We start from the raw sequence: 15,187 nt of genomic DNA on the forward strand, positions 1-15,187 counted from the left end.
AGATCGAACTACCTCGGCAGATTTGGAACTACCTCGCGGATTTTCGGACTACCTCGGCCCGATGGGGCACTACCTCGCGGAGGGGCGACGGCTGCGGGCCGCTAGGATCGCGGGCATGGCCAAGAGCTCTGCGTCCACCCCTGTCCTGCGTCCGTTCGAAGGCCTCCCGGGGGAGGCCGACTGGGTGGCGTTGCGGGAGGTCGTGCCGTCGGCGACGGCGACCGCGCGGACCACGGCGGACCACGGCGGCCGCGACGTCGTCATCACGACCGTCCTGCCCGGGGGCTGGTGTGCGCTGCACCGCGAGGACGGAACGGTGCTGCTGGCGCTGCACGGCATGGGCAGCTCGGACGACCTGAGCCGCGATCTCGCCACCGCCCTGCTCGCCGCGATCGCGGCGGAGCCCGGCACCGGCGTGCTCCCGGAGGAGCTGCCGGCCGCGCAGGACGGCGACCCCCGCCTGCAGGACGTGCTCGACCTCGACGCGCCGTTCGAGGTGACCGTGCACGAGGGTTACGACTACTGGGTCGACGCGGGCACGGACATGACGGACGAGATCCGCGCCTCCCTCGAAGAGGCGGCCGAGGCCTCGATCCCCACGGTCAAGCTCGCGTCGGTCCCGGCGGCGTACTGGTGCCAGATGTCGCGGGAGTTCCTGCGCTGGGCGCGCACGGAGGACGAGGACCGCGTCGTGGACGCCATCGCCCGCCTGCACGCGCGCCGGGAGTCCGGCCTCGCGGGCGGCAAGTTCCTCGGCATGTTCCGCGCCTGCGGGCTGGTCGTGCCGGTCTGGGAGCTGCCGCGCGGCACGCAGGCCGCGGAGCTCGAGGAGCCGGTGGCCGAGCTGGCCCGCAAGATCGACGAGGCGCTCGCAGTCACGGACCCGCTCGACGCGAACGAGCGCCGCGCCCGCGCCGGTATCGTCTCCCGACAGGTGACGCTGCGCTGACGCGGCGGCACCGCACCACCCGGCACACACCCCGGCAAGCTCCCACCCAGGATCCGCCCAGGATCGCTCGCGCCGGCGCAGTGCTCCGCACGATCTTCACGACCCGTCCCGCCCGACACCGTTTCTTGACCCGAGATCGGGCCTTCCGGGGGAGTACAGTTCTTCAGGAAAAGTTTGCTCTTCTGATACCCGGTGATTCCACCAAAGATCACCGCACTTGAGCGCCGGCGGACCAACCACCGTCCGGCAGGACACGGGCTAGGACAACAGGCAGGGAGTCGTGAACACGGACCAGGGGGCGACCCGAACGGGCGCCGACGCGGTGTCCACCAGTCAGGACGAGACCGGCGAGGCGAACAGCGTCGCCGGACGGGGCGACGGAGCTTCCGTCGCCACGAGGGCGGGGGCGCTGCCGGTCGCCAAGACGCCGCGACCACCAGCGGCCCAGGGCCGGCGCAACCCCCAGCGGGTCGCCGTGATCATCCCCGCCAAGGACGAGTCGGCGCGCATCGCGGCGACGGTCCGCTCGGCCCGTGCCATCCCGCACGTCGACCTGGTGCTCGTCGTCGACGACGGGTCCACGGACGACACGCAGCACGTGGCGCGCGACGCCGGTGCCGTCGTCGTACGGCACTCGCACAACCGCGGCAAGGCCGCCGCGATGGAGACCGGTGCGGCCGTGGTCGCGATGCGCGACGCCGACGGGCGCGCCCCGCGCCTCCTGCTCTTCGTGGACGGCGACCTCGGCGACACCGCCGTGAACACCGCCCCGCTCGTCTCCCCGGTGCGTGAGGGCGTCGCGGACCTCGCGATCGCCCTGCTGCCGAAGCAGACCGGTGCCGGCGGCCGCGGCATCGTCGTCGGCACGGCACGCCGCGCCATCCAGCACCTCACCGGGTGGAGCCCCAGCCAGCCGCTGTCCGGCATGCGCTGCCTCACCCGCGAGGCGTTCGAGTCGGCGACGCCGCTCGCGCACGGCTGGGGCGTGGAGACCGGGATGACGATCGACCTGCTGCGCCGGGGGTACGTCGCCGTCGAGGTGCCGTGCGACCTCAAGCACCGCGCGTCGTCCAACGACCTCAAGGGCCAGATGCACCGCGCCGCCCAGTACCGCGACGTCGTCCTCGCCGTGAACGCGCGGCGGGTGCGGGGCGCGGTGGACGCCGTGCGCGGCATCGGCCGTTCGCACGACCACGCCGGATCCTGACCACACCGCTCCTGAGCAGGGCGCACGCACGCCTCCGACCGGCGCTGCGGCGCGCCACGAGGGGTGGTCCGACGGGCCCGGTGCGTCGACACCGTCCCTGGGCGTGACTAGGCTCGGAGAGCCGGCGAGGGCGCGACCGCGCCCACGCCGGCCCCGACGTCCTACCGCTCGACGGAGGCTCAATGGACACGCCAGCTGCCGCTTCGCCCGCACCGGACGGCGCCACGTCGTCGGCCGGTGCATACCTGCTCCTAGGACTGGGAGTGGAGGTGGCCCGAGACCGGGTGCGGGTCGCCCTGGTCGACGCCGCCGGCACGGTCCGGGCCCGGGCCGAGCGCCGCGACGTGCAGCGCACGCCCGTGGCCCGCGCGCGAGCGGCCGCCGTCCTGGCGAGCTCGTGCCGCGAGGACGTGGAGGCGCGACTCGGCCCCGGGAATCCCGTCCAGGTGCGCCAGGCGGTGGCCGCGTTCCCGGCCGTCGTCGGCGCCGACTTCGCCACGGTGCTGCACGTGCCGGGCTACGAGAAGGGCGGCACCGCCCTGCACGACGCGCTCGTGGACGCCCTCGCCTGCCCGGTGTCGCTGGACAACGACGTCAACCTGGCGGCCGTGGCCGAGCAGCACCTCGGGGCGGGGCGGGGCCGGGCGTCGTTCGTGACGGTCGCGTTCGGCGAGGGCTTCGGCGCCGGGATCGTGCTCGACGGGCGCCTCTACCGCGGGGCGACGGGGATCGCGGGCGAGGTCGCGTTCCTGCCGCAACCGGGCCACGCGCTGGGCGAGCAGGTGCTGGGCGACGCCGCCCTCGCCGCCCTGGCCAAGGAGCACGGCCTGCCGGAGGACATCACGGTGCGCGACGTCGTCGACCGGGCCGTGGCGGGGGACGCCGTGGCGGACGAGGTCGCCGCGGAGATGGCACGCCGCATCGCCGTGGTGGTCGCGACGCTGGCGATCGTGCTCGACCCGGAGGTCTTCGTGCTCGTCGACCAGGCCGCGCGCGCGCCCATCGCGGACCGGGTCGTCACCTTTATGCGGGACCGGGTGGCCGTGCTGCCCGCGCGGATCGAGCCGTCGCCGCTCGGCGCGGACGGCGTCGTGCTCGGCGCCGCGTGGGCGGCGAGCCAGGCGCTGCGCGAGGGCGGGGCCGCAGGCCCCGACGCAGGGACGGACGACGGCGCGCCGGCCGGCGACGGGGCGCCGCGGTGAGCGCACCGGCGGCGCCGCCATCCGACCTCACGGACCGCCTCGGGCTCGGCCGCGACGCTCGGGCGATCATCCTCAACGCCGACGACCTGGGCATGTGCCGCGCGGCCAACCGCGCGATCCTGCCGCTGCTGGCGGCGGGCCACCTGGACTCGACGACGGTCATGGTGCCGTGCTCGTGGGCGCCGGACGCCCTGGCCCAGGCTGCGGCCGACCCAAACCTCGACGTCGGCGTCCACCTGGTCCTGACGAGCGAGTGGACCCGCTACCGGTGGCGCCCCCTCACCGGCCTGGGCACGTCGCTGGTGGACGGCGCGGGGTACTTCCCGGCCGCCGTGGACGCGGTCGAGCGCGGGGCGCGCGACGAGGACGTCGCGGCGGAGCTCGCGGCGCAGCTCGACGCCGCGCTCGCGGCGGGGGTGGACGTCAGCCACCTCGACAACCACATGGGGTCCGTCTACGGGCTCGCGACGGGGCGCTCGTTCCTGCCGCAGGTGTTAGCGCTCGCCGCGTCCCGGGGGCTGCCGTTCCGGCTGCCACGCTCCCTGGACGGCCTCGCGGCGACCGGCGCCGACCCGGAGGCACCGGGCTCGCAGAAGATCCTGGACGCCGCGACGTCGGCGGCCGACGCGGCCGGCGTCGTGATCCTCGACCAGCTCTGGACGCACCCGTTCCAGCTCGCGGGGGAGGGTACCCCCGACGAAGAGGGCTACGACGCGGTGAAGGCGGGCTTCCTCGACCTGCTGCGCCGGGCGCGCCCGGGGGTCACGGAGATCTTCCTGCACCCGATGCTGCCCGGGGACGAGCTCACCGACACCGTCGACTACGCGGCGCCCAAGCGCGGATACGAGCTCCGGCTGCTGCGGGACCCCGAGGTCGCGGCGACGATCGAGGCTGAAGGGCTGGTCCGCGTCGGATGGCGCGACCTGCGCGCCGTGCAGCGGGGCGAGCGATGACGCGCCTCGCCGGGGTGCGCGACCGGCGGCTGGTGGGCGCGCCGACGCGCGCGCAGACCATCGCGTACGGGGCGTCGGCGTTCCCCGCCAACCTGCTGCTGCAGACGTTCTCCGCCTTCGTCGTCTACTTCTACGTGGACCACCTCGGCGTGCCCGCGGGGTGGGTCGCGGGGGCGATGGTGGCGCACGGCATCCTCAACGCGCTGCTCAACCCGTTGGTCGGCGCCGCGTCCGACCGGCGCCGCACCCGCTGGGGCCGGCGCGTGCCGTGGATCGGCCTGGGGATCGTGCCGCTGATCGTCGCGTTCGCGCTGGTCTGGATGCCGCCGTCGCTGCCCCCGGCCGGGCTGGTCGTGTGGTTCCTCGTGGTCGTCGCGGTGTACGACGTCGCGTACGTCGCGGTGGTGCTGAACGTCTCCGCGCTCTTCCCGGAGATCTTCCGCACCACGGCGGAGCGGGCGCGCGGCAACTCCCCGCGGCAGCTGTTCGCGCTGGTGGGGATGATCCTCGGCACCGCCGGGGCGCCGCTGTTGTACGACTCGATCGGCTGGGCCGCGATGGCCCTCGTGCTCGCGGTGGTGTGCGCGGGCTTCTTCGCCTGGTCGCTGGTGGGGATGGTCGAGCGGGACGCCGACGAGACGGTCCGGGCCCGCGAGTCCACCGTCGGCCTGCGCGACCAGCTCCGGTACACCTTCGCCAACCGCGCCTTCGTCACCTACGTGCTCGGCTCGCTGATGCTGCAGAGCACGACGGCGATCCTGCTCGCGGGCGTGCCGTTCTACGTGCGGTACACCGTGGGCGGTGGCGAGGCCGATGCCACCCTGCTCCTGGCGCCCATTTTCGTGGTCGCGATCCCCGCGATCTGGGGCTGGTCGTGGGTGGTGCGGCGGGTCGGCCCGCGTACCACGATGCTCCTCGTCGTGGCCGTGTACGGCCTCGCGACCTGCCTGTACCTCGTCCCGACGACGGTACTCGGCGGCGCGGCGGCCGGCCTCGCGGTGGGCCTCGGCGTGGCCGGGCTCATGCAGGTGCTCGAGGTGGCCCTGGGCCAGGTGATCGACGACGACGAGAGCCGTACGGGCCTGCGCCGCGAGGGCATGTACTTCGGCGCCAACGGCTTCGTGGTGCGCGGGTCGGTGGTGGTGCAGGCGGTGGTGCTGGCGGTGGTGCTTGGCGCCAGCGGGTACGTGGAGGGCGCGGACGTGCAGCTGCCGGCGGTCGCGACCGGCATCCGCCTGCTGATCGGCGGGGTGCCGGTGGTGCTGGCCGCCCTGGCGTTCGTCTGCTTCTGGTTCTACCCCCTGCGCGCCGCGGCGCCGGCCGAGCCTGTCGTGGCCGCTGGTTGAGCCTGTCGAAACCCGGCGAGGGTTTCGACAGGCCCGACCATCGGGGTTCGACCCTTCGACAGGCTCAGGACGGCGCAGGCTCAACCAGCGAGGAGCCACACCGTCGTCGCGCCGGGCAGCTCGCCGTCTGCGAGCGGACCGCTGCTCAGCAGCACCTCGCCCTCGGGCAGCGGCACCGCCGCGCTGCCGAAGTTCGTCACGCTGGTCCACCCGTTCGGGCGCCGGAAGGCGAGCACGACGGCCGAGTCGGTGTCGAGCCACTCGAGCTCCTCGCGGGTCTGCAGCCGACGCCGCAGACCGAGGGCCGTGCGGTACAGCTCCAGGGTCGAGCCGTCGACGCCGTCCTGGGTCGACGCCGCGTGCTCGGCGAACCAGGCCGGCTGGGGCAGGTGCGCCGGGCCCTCCCCGAAGCCCAGCGAGGGCCCGTCGGCGGACCAGGGAAGCGGGACGCGGCAACCGTCGCGGCCCAGGTCTACCCCCGGGTTGCGGAAGAACGCCGGGTCCTGCCGCTCGGCGTCCGGGATGTCCGCGACCTCGTGCAGGCCCAGCTCCTCGCCCTGGTAGAGGTAGGACGAGCCGGGCAGGGCGAGCTCGAGCAGCGTCGCCGCCCGGGCCTTCGTCAGCCCGGCCTCGCGGTCGAGCTCCGCCTCGGGGCCGCCCGCGAGCAGCCAGTCGGCGCCGCCCTTGCCGGGCTTGTCGCCGCGGGCCGCCAGGCCGTAGCGCGTGGCGTGCCGCACGACGTCGTGGTTGGAGAACACCCAGGTGGTCGACGACCCGGACACGGCCGCGAGCTCCAGGTTGGCCGTGATGATGCGGCGGAACTGGTCGGCGTCGAAGTCGGCCTCGAGCAGGTCGAAGTTGAACGCCTGCCCGAGGCCCGCCCGGCTCGCGTAGCGGGCGCGGCGCTCCGCGGCGACCCATGCCTCGGCGACCGCCGTGCGGGGCGGGTCGTAGGAGTCGAAGACCTCGCGCCATTCGGCGTAGACGTCGTGCACGTCGTCGCGGTCGAACAGGGGGTGGTTGCCGTCCTGGGGCAGCGCCTCCAGGTCGGCCTGGGACGGCAGGGGCTCGCCGGGCGCGGGGAGATCCTTGGTGAGCATGTGCGCCACGTCGATGCGGAACCCGTCGACGCCGCGGTCGGACCAGAACCGCAGGGTGGCCAGGAAGTCGGCCCGCACCTCCGGGTTGTCCCAGTTGAGGTCCGGCTGCTCGGTCGCGAAGTGGTGGTAGTACCACTGCCCGTCGCCGACGGGCTCCCAGGCCGGGCCGCCGAAGGCGGACGTCCAGTCCGCGGGCGGCAGCTCGCCGTCCTGGCCGAGGCCGTCGCGGAAGATGTAGCGGTCGCGCGCGGGCGACCCCTTCGGCGCGGCGAGGGCCTCGCGGAACCACGCGTGCAGGTCCGACGAGTGGTTCGGCACGATGTCGACGACGACGCGGATCCCGGCGCCGTGCAGCGCCGCCACCATCTCGTCGAAGTCGGCGAGGGTGCCGATCCTCGGGTCCACGTCGCGGTAGTCGGCGACGTCGTACCCGCCGTCGGCGAGCGCGGACGGGTAAAAGGGGCTGAGCCACACGGCGTCGATCCCCAGCGCGGCGAGGTAGTCCACGCGCGAGGTGATGCCGCGCAGGTTGCCGATGCCGTCGCCGTCCGAGTCGGCGAAGCTGCGCGGGTAGATCTGGTAGACGGCGGCCTGACGCCACCAGGTCGCGTCGGAGGCGGCGACGGCAGGGACGTCGAGCAGGTCGGTCATGGGGTGGTTCCTCTCCCGGTGTGGCGGACTGGAGGTGAAGCCGCTACTTTGTTGGCGCAGAAAATCTAACACTAGAATCAACTGCTCGACCATACTGAACCCGAACTGATCCCGAACTGCCCCCGGCGGCATCCGGGGTACGGCGACGACGAACCGGAGCGTAATGACCCACGGTCAGGAGGCCATGCCCTCGACGCACCTGCTGCGACGGCTCAACGCCGAGCGCGTGCTGCAGGAGGTCTGGGGCGGAGAGCCCGTCACGGCCAGCGCCCTCATGGCCGCCACCGGGCTGGCCCGCTCCACCGTCCTCGCCCTGTGCCGGGAGCTCACCGACCGCGGCTGGCTCGTCGAGCTCGACGACGCCCGCGCCGCCGGCGCCTACACCAAGGGCCGCCCGGCGCTGCGGTACGCGTTCCGCCCGGACGCGGCGCTGGTCGTCGGGGTGGACGCCGGGCAGCACCGGGTCTCGGCCGCGGTCGCCGACCTGCACGGGCACGTGGTCGCCGAGGAAGCCGTGCACCTGGACCCGGACAGCGACGCCGGGGGTCGTCGGGCCGCCGTCCTCGGGGCCGTCGACGCGGCCGTCGCGCGTGCCGGCCGCGGCGAGGGCACGGTCATGACCGTCGTGGTCGGCGTGCCCGCGCCCGTGGGGACGACGGGCATGCCGGCGGGGGAGCGCAACCCCTTCTGGGCGCTCATGAACCCGGGGCTGGGCGACCTGTTCGCCTCCCGCGGCTGGGACGTCGTCGTCGAGAACGACGCGAACCTCGCCGCCGTCGCCGAGTCGGAGCACGGGGACGGGGCGGCGGCCTACGCCGCGCTCCTGGTCGGGGAGCGGCTGGGGGCGGGCATCGTGCTCGACGGCGCGCTGCTGCGCGGGCCGCGCGGCGCGATCGGGGAGATGCGGATCCTCGACCTGGTTCAGGGCGTCGGGTCGAGCGACGGGCTCGGCGCGCTCGCCCGGGACGAGGCCCGCCGCGCGGTCACCTCCGGGGAGGCCGCCGGGAGCGCGCTCGCCCGCGTCGCCCCCGAGCAGCTGGACGCGGAGCACGTGCTCGCGGCCGCCGCCGAGGGGGACACCGTCGCCCTGCGCCTCTGCGACCACCTCGCGGACCGGCTGGCCCGGGTCTGCGCCGTCCTGTCGGGGCTGCTGGACCTCGACCGCGTCATCGTCACCGGCGCCATGGCGCCGGCGCTGGGGCCCGTCGTCGAGCGCGCCCGCGCGCTGCTCCCCGTGCACCTGCACCACCCGGCCGTCGAGATCGTGGTCTCCGACCTCGGCCCGGACGTCGTGCGGACCGGCGCCGTCCGCATGGCCGTCGACCACCTCCGCGCGCGCGCCCTCGACCGGGGCCTGCCCGCCGCCGCTGAGGCCTGACCCGGGAGCCTGACCTCGGGCGAGCCGACGACGGGTAGAGTGCCCGGCGCCCCCGACGTCGATGCGTGCGCCGCCGTGCCGCGTGGCGATGCGGCGCCCACGACCCCCTCCGCGCGACGACGCGCCTCCGCCCCGGACCGATCGGAGACTCCGCGTGTCGGACGACCTGCGTGCCTCGCTGCCCGACCCCGCCCCCGAGCCCCTGCGCGTGACCGGCGCGCCCGAGGCCGCCGCCCCAGGGTCGTTCCGGGCCGCGTTCGCCTCGGCGCGGACCCTGCGCACCGAGGTCCTCGCCGGCCTCGTGGTCGGGCTCGCCCTCATCCCGGAGGCGATCGCCTTCTCGATCATCGCGGGTGTCGACCCGCGTATCGGGCTGTTCGCGGCGTTCACGATGGCGGTGACGATCTCGTTCGTCGGCGGCCGACCCGCGATGATCTCCGCCGCCACCGGAGCGATCGCCCTGGTCATCGCGCCCGTCGCGCGCGAGCACGGGCTCGACTACCTCGTCGTCACGGTCATCCTGGGCGGCGTGATCCAGGTGGTCCTGGGGCTGCTGGGCGTGGCCCGGCTCATGCGGTTCATCCCGCGGTCGGTGATGGTCGGCTTCGTCAACGCGCTGGCGATCCTCGTCTTCAGCTCGCAGCTGCCGCACCTGCGGGGCGTGCCGTTCGCGGTGTACCCGATGGTGGTCGCGGGCATCGCGATCATGGTGTTCTTCCCGCGCCTGACGAAGGTCGTGCCGGCACCGCTGGTCGCGATCGTGCTGCTCACGGTGGTCACCGTCACGGCCGCGATCGCCGTCCCGACGGTGGGTGACGAGGGCGCGCTGCCCGAGTCGCTGCCCACGCTCTTCTTCCCCGACGTGCCGCTGAACCTCGAGACGCTGCAGATCATCGCGCCGTACGCCCTCGCGATGGCGCTGGTCGGCCTCATCGAGTCGCTGCTCACGGCCAAGCTGGTCGACGACATCACGGACACCCACTCGAACAAGACCCGCGAGTCCTGGGGGCAGGGCGTCGCCAACGTCGTCACCGGCCTGTTCGGCGGCATGGGCGGCTGTGCCATGATCGGCCAGACGATGATCAACGTGAAGGCGTCCGGCGCCCGCACGCGGCTCTCGACGTTCCTGGCCGGCGTCTTCCTGCTGATCCTCGTGGTCGGGCTCGGGGACGTGGTCGCGATCATCCCGATGGCGGCGCTCGTCGCGGTGATGGTCATGGTGTCGGTCGGGACGTTCGACTGGCACTCGATCCGCCCGTCCACGCTGCGGCGGATGCCGAGATCCGAGACAGCGGTCATGCTGGCGACCGTCGTCGTCACCGTCGCCACCCACAACCTGGCCTACGGCGTGCTCGTCGGTGTCGTGGTGGCGGCGATCCTGTTCGTGCGGCGCGTGTCGCACCTGACGACGGTCACGCGCCTCGATGCGGACGACGCCGACGACGAGCGCGTCTACGCCGTCGACGGTGAGCTCTTCTTCGCCTCGTCCAACGACCTCGTCTACCAGTTCGACTACACGGCAGACCCGCACCGCATCGTCATCGACATGTCGAAAGCACACGTGTGGGACGCCTCGACCGTCGCTGCCCTGGACGCCGTCCAGCACAAGTACGCCGCCCACGGCAAGACCGTGACCTTCCGCGGCCTCGACGCCGACAGCACTGCCCGGCTGTCGCGGCTCGCCGGCCACCTCGGCGCCGGTCACTGACCACGACACCTCCCGACGGGCTCAACCGCCGGGTTCGGTTTCGACGGGCTCGACCAGCGGGCCTGAGGGCCACAGCGCGTGCAGCGCCGCCACCGTGACGAGCGGGACGGTGGGCACGAGCGCGATCACCGCGATGCGGGCGCCGAAGTCGTTCACCGCGGAGCCGGCCACGCAGACGATCCAGATCGCGAGCACGGTGGGGCGCAGCAGGGGCCACGCGTCCTCGGTCCGCGCGAACCAGCGTGGGGTGAACCGGCCCGGCGCGAACAGCAGGAGCGCGCACGCCACCAGCACCAGGAGCGTCAGCCAGACCGGGACGCCGCCGAGGACGGAGCGCGCGGCGTAGCCGGCCTTGCGCGCCAGCGTCTCCCAGGCCTCGCCCTCGACCACCTGGGCGACGAACCGGCCCAGGTGCGAGCGCTCGTCGGCGGGCCGCAGCCAGTCGAGCACCCCGACGACGGCGACCGCGGCCACGCCCGCGGCGGCCACGAGGAAGAACCGGCGCCACGTCAGCCGGGCGCCGGACGCCGCGAGCCCCAGCACGGCGAACGCCGGCACGAGTACCAGGCCGCCCCCGAGGTCGGCGCCGAGGGTGGGCCAGACGTCGACCGCCATCGTCACCACGCCGATCACGCCCACCGCCGCGGCGGCCGCGCCGCGCCGCCCGCGCCGCACCAGCGCCTGCGCGATCGCGGCGGCGACCACGAGCGCGGCCACCGCGTACACGGAGAAGGTGGGGTTGCCGAAGCCGTAGAAGCGCGCCCCGAACGTCGGCGCCGAGCCCAGCGGGCTCGCCCGGTTGAGGGGCGTGCCGATGAAGGCGTCCAGCGTCAGGACGCCGAACGTGATGCCGGCGACGATTCCCGGCCCGAGCCACACGGGCCGTCGGGGCGCGAGCGCGCCGAGCGCCGCCACCACGGCCGTGGCGCCCAGGGTGGACGCGACGAACGCGAGCAAGGGCTGGTCGAACCGCCACCAGCCGCTGAGCGAGACGAGGAACGCCGCCGCGGGAAGCGCGGCGAGCACCAGGGCGGCGCCGCGCGCCCAGGCCCAGAGCATCGGGCGACGGGCGCGGGCGCGCGCCGTCAGCGTCCGCCCAGTCCGTGCCGCCCGCGCGCCGAGCAGCAGGCAGGCCGCGGCGAGGGCGAGCCCGGCGTACAGAGGGACGTCGACGAACGACGTGTACACGGTGCGGCGCACGAGGTCGAGCGACGTGAGGCCGGCGAGCGCCTCGGCGGACGACGTGGCGTCCTGCGGGCGCGGGGACCCCCACGCGAACGGGGTGTCCTGGATCGGTGCCGCCGGGGTGATCCCCGCCGCGCCCAGCACGGTGGCGGGCAGGTCGAGCATGCGCGCCACGCCGTCCGTGCGGGTGGCGGCGCTGGTGAGGTACCGGGGCTGTTCCGGCGCGTGGGCGGTCGGCCGCGCGAGCGCGACGCCGAGCACGGGCCGGGTGCCGGGCGTGCCGGCGAGGTCGACGACCAGTACCGTCGCAGTGGGCGGGGCCGCGTCGAGCACGCGCCCGACGACGTCGTCGACGTCGGCCAGGCGGTCCGCGTGCACCTCCTCCCGCGCCGCGCGGGCCTCGGCGCCGGACAGCCCGGGGTCGACGCCCGAGGGCGTCGCGTCCCCGGCGTCGACCACCGTGACCGGGCAGGCGAACGCGTCGGAGCCCGGGGCGAGGGCGGCGTCGAGGTCGCGGTAGCGGGCGACGTCGCCGCTCGGGTCGGCGAGGGCGACGGCGGCGCCGGGGCCGACGGCCGTGGCGCACCCGGCCGGCGCGAGCTGGGCGCCGAGCGTCCCGAGGCGGGCCTGGTAGGTGGAGCCCCGCTGGAGGTCGACCAGCCTGTCCCAGCCGTCCACCGTGGCGCCGTCCCCGGCGGTGGCGGGCTCCGCCGTCGGGCACTCCCACGACCCGTCGGCTGCCCGCTGGTCGGCCACGTCGGCAAGCGTGCCGGCCGAGAGCGCGAGCCAGCCGCCCACCACGCACCGGGCGGCGGCGCCCGTGGGCTGGGACACGCCGCCGGCGCCCGCACCGTCGGCGAGGAGCCCGTTCAGGGTGGGCGCGCGGCCCTCGGCGACGTCGTCCCACTGCACCCCGGTGGTGCCGACCACGACGAGCGGGCCCTCGGACGCGACGGTGTCTTCCCGCGTGGGCGTGACCTGCGAGCCCGCGTTCGCGGTGTCCGACGCCGGGCGCAGCCCGGCCGCGGAGATCACCGTGGAGGCGAGCAGGAGCACCACGAGCAGCGTGCCGCTCGCCGTCAGGAGCATGGTCGGCATCCGACGGATGCCGGGCTCGCGGGACTCGGGTCCCTCGACCGACCCCGGCTGCGCGCCCGACTGTGCCGCGAGCTCCAGGTGGCCTGCCAGGATCACGGGGACGGACAGGACGAGCACGAGGAACGCGATGGCGATCCCGGAGTCGTTGAGCAGGGTGCCGACGGTGCCGGTCACGACGAGCGCGACGACGAGGCGGCGCAGCAGGGGGTCGCGGCGGTAGGCGGCGGCGAGGCCGCCGAGGCGCGCGCGGTCCGGGTGGAGCGCCGCCCACGCCGCGGCGAGGCACGCGAGGAGCGCGGCGGCCCCGGCCGGGTTCGCGACGGTGGCCCAGGCGCCCGCGGCCTTGCCGGCCAGCACGCCCAGCGCGCGACCGTCCACCACCGATTGCACGAATCCGCCCAGGTGGCTGCTGCCGCCCCCGACGAGCCAGTCCACGGCGGCGATCAGCGCGACGACGAGGACCGTCCCCGCGCCCACCAGCACCGCCCGCCGCCACGTCACCCGCACGCCGGCGATGCCCAGCACCAGCACCGCGAAGCCGGGCACGAGCGCCAGGATCCCGCCGAGGTCGGCGCCGAACGGGGGGAGGCCGTCCACGAGGACCGTCACGACGCCCACCGCGCCCGCCACCCACGCCGCGCGCGACGGCGCCGCGCCGCGGGCCCGCAGGATTGCCGTCAGCCCGGCGGCGAGCACGATCCCGGCCACCGCGTACACGGCGAACACGGTGTTGGAGAAGCCGTAGAAGCGGGCGCCGAGCGAGGGGGCCGGGCCCAGCAGCGACCCCTGCTGCAGGGTGGTGCCCGTGAGGCCGTCGACGGTCAGCACCAGCCAGGTGACGCCCGCGAGGCACGTCGTGAGACGCCAGGGGGACGGCGGCAGGAGCCGGCGCGCGGCCCACGCGATCAGCGCCGCGACGAGGGCGGCCACCGCCAGGGACAGCACGAGCGTCATCACGGGCGAGGGCCATGCCCACCAGCGCGAGAGCGTCGCGAGCGTCGCCGCGACCGGAAGGCTGGACGCGATCACCAGGACGGCAAGCGCGATGCGGCGGCCCGACGGGGTGAGGCCCGGCTTCGCCCGGCCCCGCCGGTGAGCGAGGAGCAGGGCGCCGACCACCGCGATGCCGGACAGCGCGACGAGGCCGATCAGCAGGGGGGACAGGCGTGGCACGGTGTCGGTGAGCACGCTCAGGTACTGGCGGTTCTCCACCGTGCGGGCCACGGGGATGCGCCGGTCGTCGCCGCGTTCCAGCGGAGAGCCGGTGAACGGCGCGAGCGCCTCGGCGAGCGGGTCGCCGGCCTCCTCCGCGTCCCCGACGTCGTCCTCGTCGGACGGGACGGGCGCCGTGCCGGAGAGCGCGCCGCCCGTGACGGTGTCGGCGACGGTCGCGGACAGGTCGGCCAGCACGACGACGCCCACCCACCGCGACGACGTGGAGGAGAGCCAGGTCGCGGAGCCGCCCGGGCGCGTCCAGTCGACCACGACCTGCAGGTCGGACGGCCCGAGCGGCGTGTCCGAGACGCCCGCGACGACGAGCCTGCCCCCGGTCGGCAGCAGGTCCGCGAGGCGGCCCAGCTGGGCGTCGAGCTCCTCGACGGCGGCGCTCCGCTCGCCGGCGGCGTCGGGCAGTACCCCCAGGTCGACGACGGTGGCGGGGCAGGAGGTGAGCTGCTCGGCGGTGAGCTGCCCGGCGTCCGACAGGTAGCGCGGCACCTCGCCGGCGGAGTCGGCGAGGGCGACGGCGGCGCCGGGGCCGACCGCGGTGGCGCACGTGCCGCTGAGGTCGACGAGGTCGCCGAGCGCGCCCGGCTCGGCGGTCGGGGGCACCACCGGGTCGGTGACGGTGAGGGCGGACCAGCCGGGCACCGACACCCGCTCGGCCGTGCCGGCGGTGCTCGCGGGTACGGGCAGCGGGGAGCAGCCCAGCGCGGCGGCGTCCTCGGCGTCCTCCTGGCCGGCCGACTCGTCGGCGGACTCGTCCGCTGGCGCGTCGGCGTCGGCGTCGGGGGTGTCGTTCTCCGCCGCGACCTTGCCGCCGGCGGACACCGACAGCCACGCGTCGAGGGGGCACGTCGGGGTCAGCGTCCGCACCGCGACCGACGCCACCGAGCCGCCGCCGATGAGGCGCCACAGGTTCGGGGTGCGGGCGACGTCCACGTCGGACCACTGCAGCCCGGACACGCCGGCGAGGACCAGCGGGGTGTCGGGCTGGTCGGCCCCGTCCCCGTCCGCGGGCGCCGCCGAGGCCCGTGCGGCGCCGGCGAGCGTCGTGAGCAGCAGGAGCAGCACGGCCGCCACGGCCGCCACGACCAGGACGACGCGGGGGGCTCGGGCGGCCACGGGCGGGCGGGCGGGGCTGATCACGCTGGCCACCCTATGCGGGGCGGTCCTCGTGGCCTCCTCGGGG

At 75.3% G+C, this 15,187-nt stretch carries 9 protein-coding genes; 7 read left to right on the forward strand and 2 right to left on the reverse strand.

The window, feature by feature from the left end; genetic code table 11:
* Positions 1-115: 115 nt before the first annotated feature.
* The 5 genes from AC1C2V_RS16285 (at position 116) to AC1C2V_RS16305 (ending at position 5,657) form a co-directional block, all read left to right on the forward strand.
* Positions 116-949 (forward strand): DUF5926 family protein, encoded by an 834-nt coding sequence (locus AC1C2V_RS16285; RefSeq protein WP_495390682.1) that lies wholly within the window; start codon positions 116-118, stop codon positions 947-949.
* Between the two features lie 409 nt (positions 950-1,358).
* Positions 1,359-2,156 carry a glycosyltransferase family 2 protein gene (locus AC1C2V_RS16290; RefSeq protein ID WP_495390714.1) on the forward strand — a complete coding sequence of 266 codons (798 nt, stop codon included), beginning with the start codon at positions 1,359-1,361 and terminating at the stop codon, positions 2,154-2,156.
* Between the two features lie 263 nt (positions 2,157-2,419).
* Complete coding sequence (locus AC1C2V_RS16295; protein ID WP_495390683.1) at positions 2,420-3,358, forward strand: ROK family protein; 939 nt, start codon at positions 2,420-2,422, stop codon at positions 3,356-3,358.
* Complete coding sequence (locus AC1C2V_RS16300; protein ID WP_495390684.1) at positions 3,355-4,311, forward strand: ChbG/HpnK family deacetylase; 957 nt, start codon at positions 3,355-3,357, stop codon at positions 4,309-4,311. The genes AC1C2V_RS16295 and AC1C2V_RS16300 overlap by 4 nt, the downstream gene beginning before the upstream one ends.
* On the forward strand, positions 4,308-5,657 hold the full coding sequence (locus AC1C2V_RS16305) for an MFS transporter (RefSeq protein WP_495390685.1): 1,350 nt from the start codon (positions 4,308-4,310) through the stop codon (positions 5,655-5,657). Before AC1C2V_RS16300 ends, AC1C2V_RS16305 begins: the two co-directional genes overlap by 4 nt.
* An 80-nt stretch (positions 5,658-5,737) precedes the next feature.
* Here the strand turns inward: AC1C2V_RS16305 and AC1C2V_RS16310 are convergent, their stop codons facing one another.
* Entirely contained in the window at positions 5,738-7,408 is a 1,671-nt protein-coding gene (locus tag AC1C2V_RS16310) for a glycoside hydrolase family 13 protein (RefSeq protein WP_495390686.1), read from the reverse strand.
* Positions 7,409-7,592: 184 nt separating this feature from the next.
* On the opposite strand from AC1C2V_RS16310, the gene AC1C2V_RS16315 reads away from it, so the two are divergent.
* Positions 7,593-8,786: an ROK family protein gene (locus AC1C2V_RS16315; RefSeq protein WP_495390687.1), complete on the forward strand. Its 1,194-nt coding sequence runs from the start codon at positions 7,593-7,595 to the stop codon at positions 8,784-8,786.
* Between the two features lie 154 nt (positions 8,787-8,940).
* Complete coding sequence (locus AC1C2V_RS16320; protein WP_495390688.1) at positions 8,941-10,494, forward strand: SulP family inorganic anion transporter; 1,554 nt, start codon at positions 8,941-8,943, stop codon at positions 10,492-10,494.
* A gap of 21 nt (positions 10,495-10,515) precedes the next feature.
* Here the strand turns inward: AC1C2V_RS16320 and AC1C2V_RS16325 are convergent, their stop codons facing one another.
* The gene (locus AC1C2V_RS16325) at positions 10,516-15,144 is read right to left on the reverse strand and encodes a hypothetical protein (protein WP_495390689.1); all 4,629 of its coding nucleotides are present in this window, start codon (positions 15,142-15,144) and stop codon (positions 10,516-10,518) included.
* Positions 15,145-15,187: the final 43 nt, after the last annotated feature.

The sequence above is a fragment of the Isoptericola sp. Y541 genome (assembly GCF_059445465.1).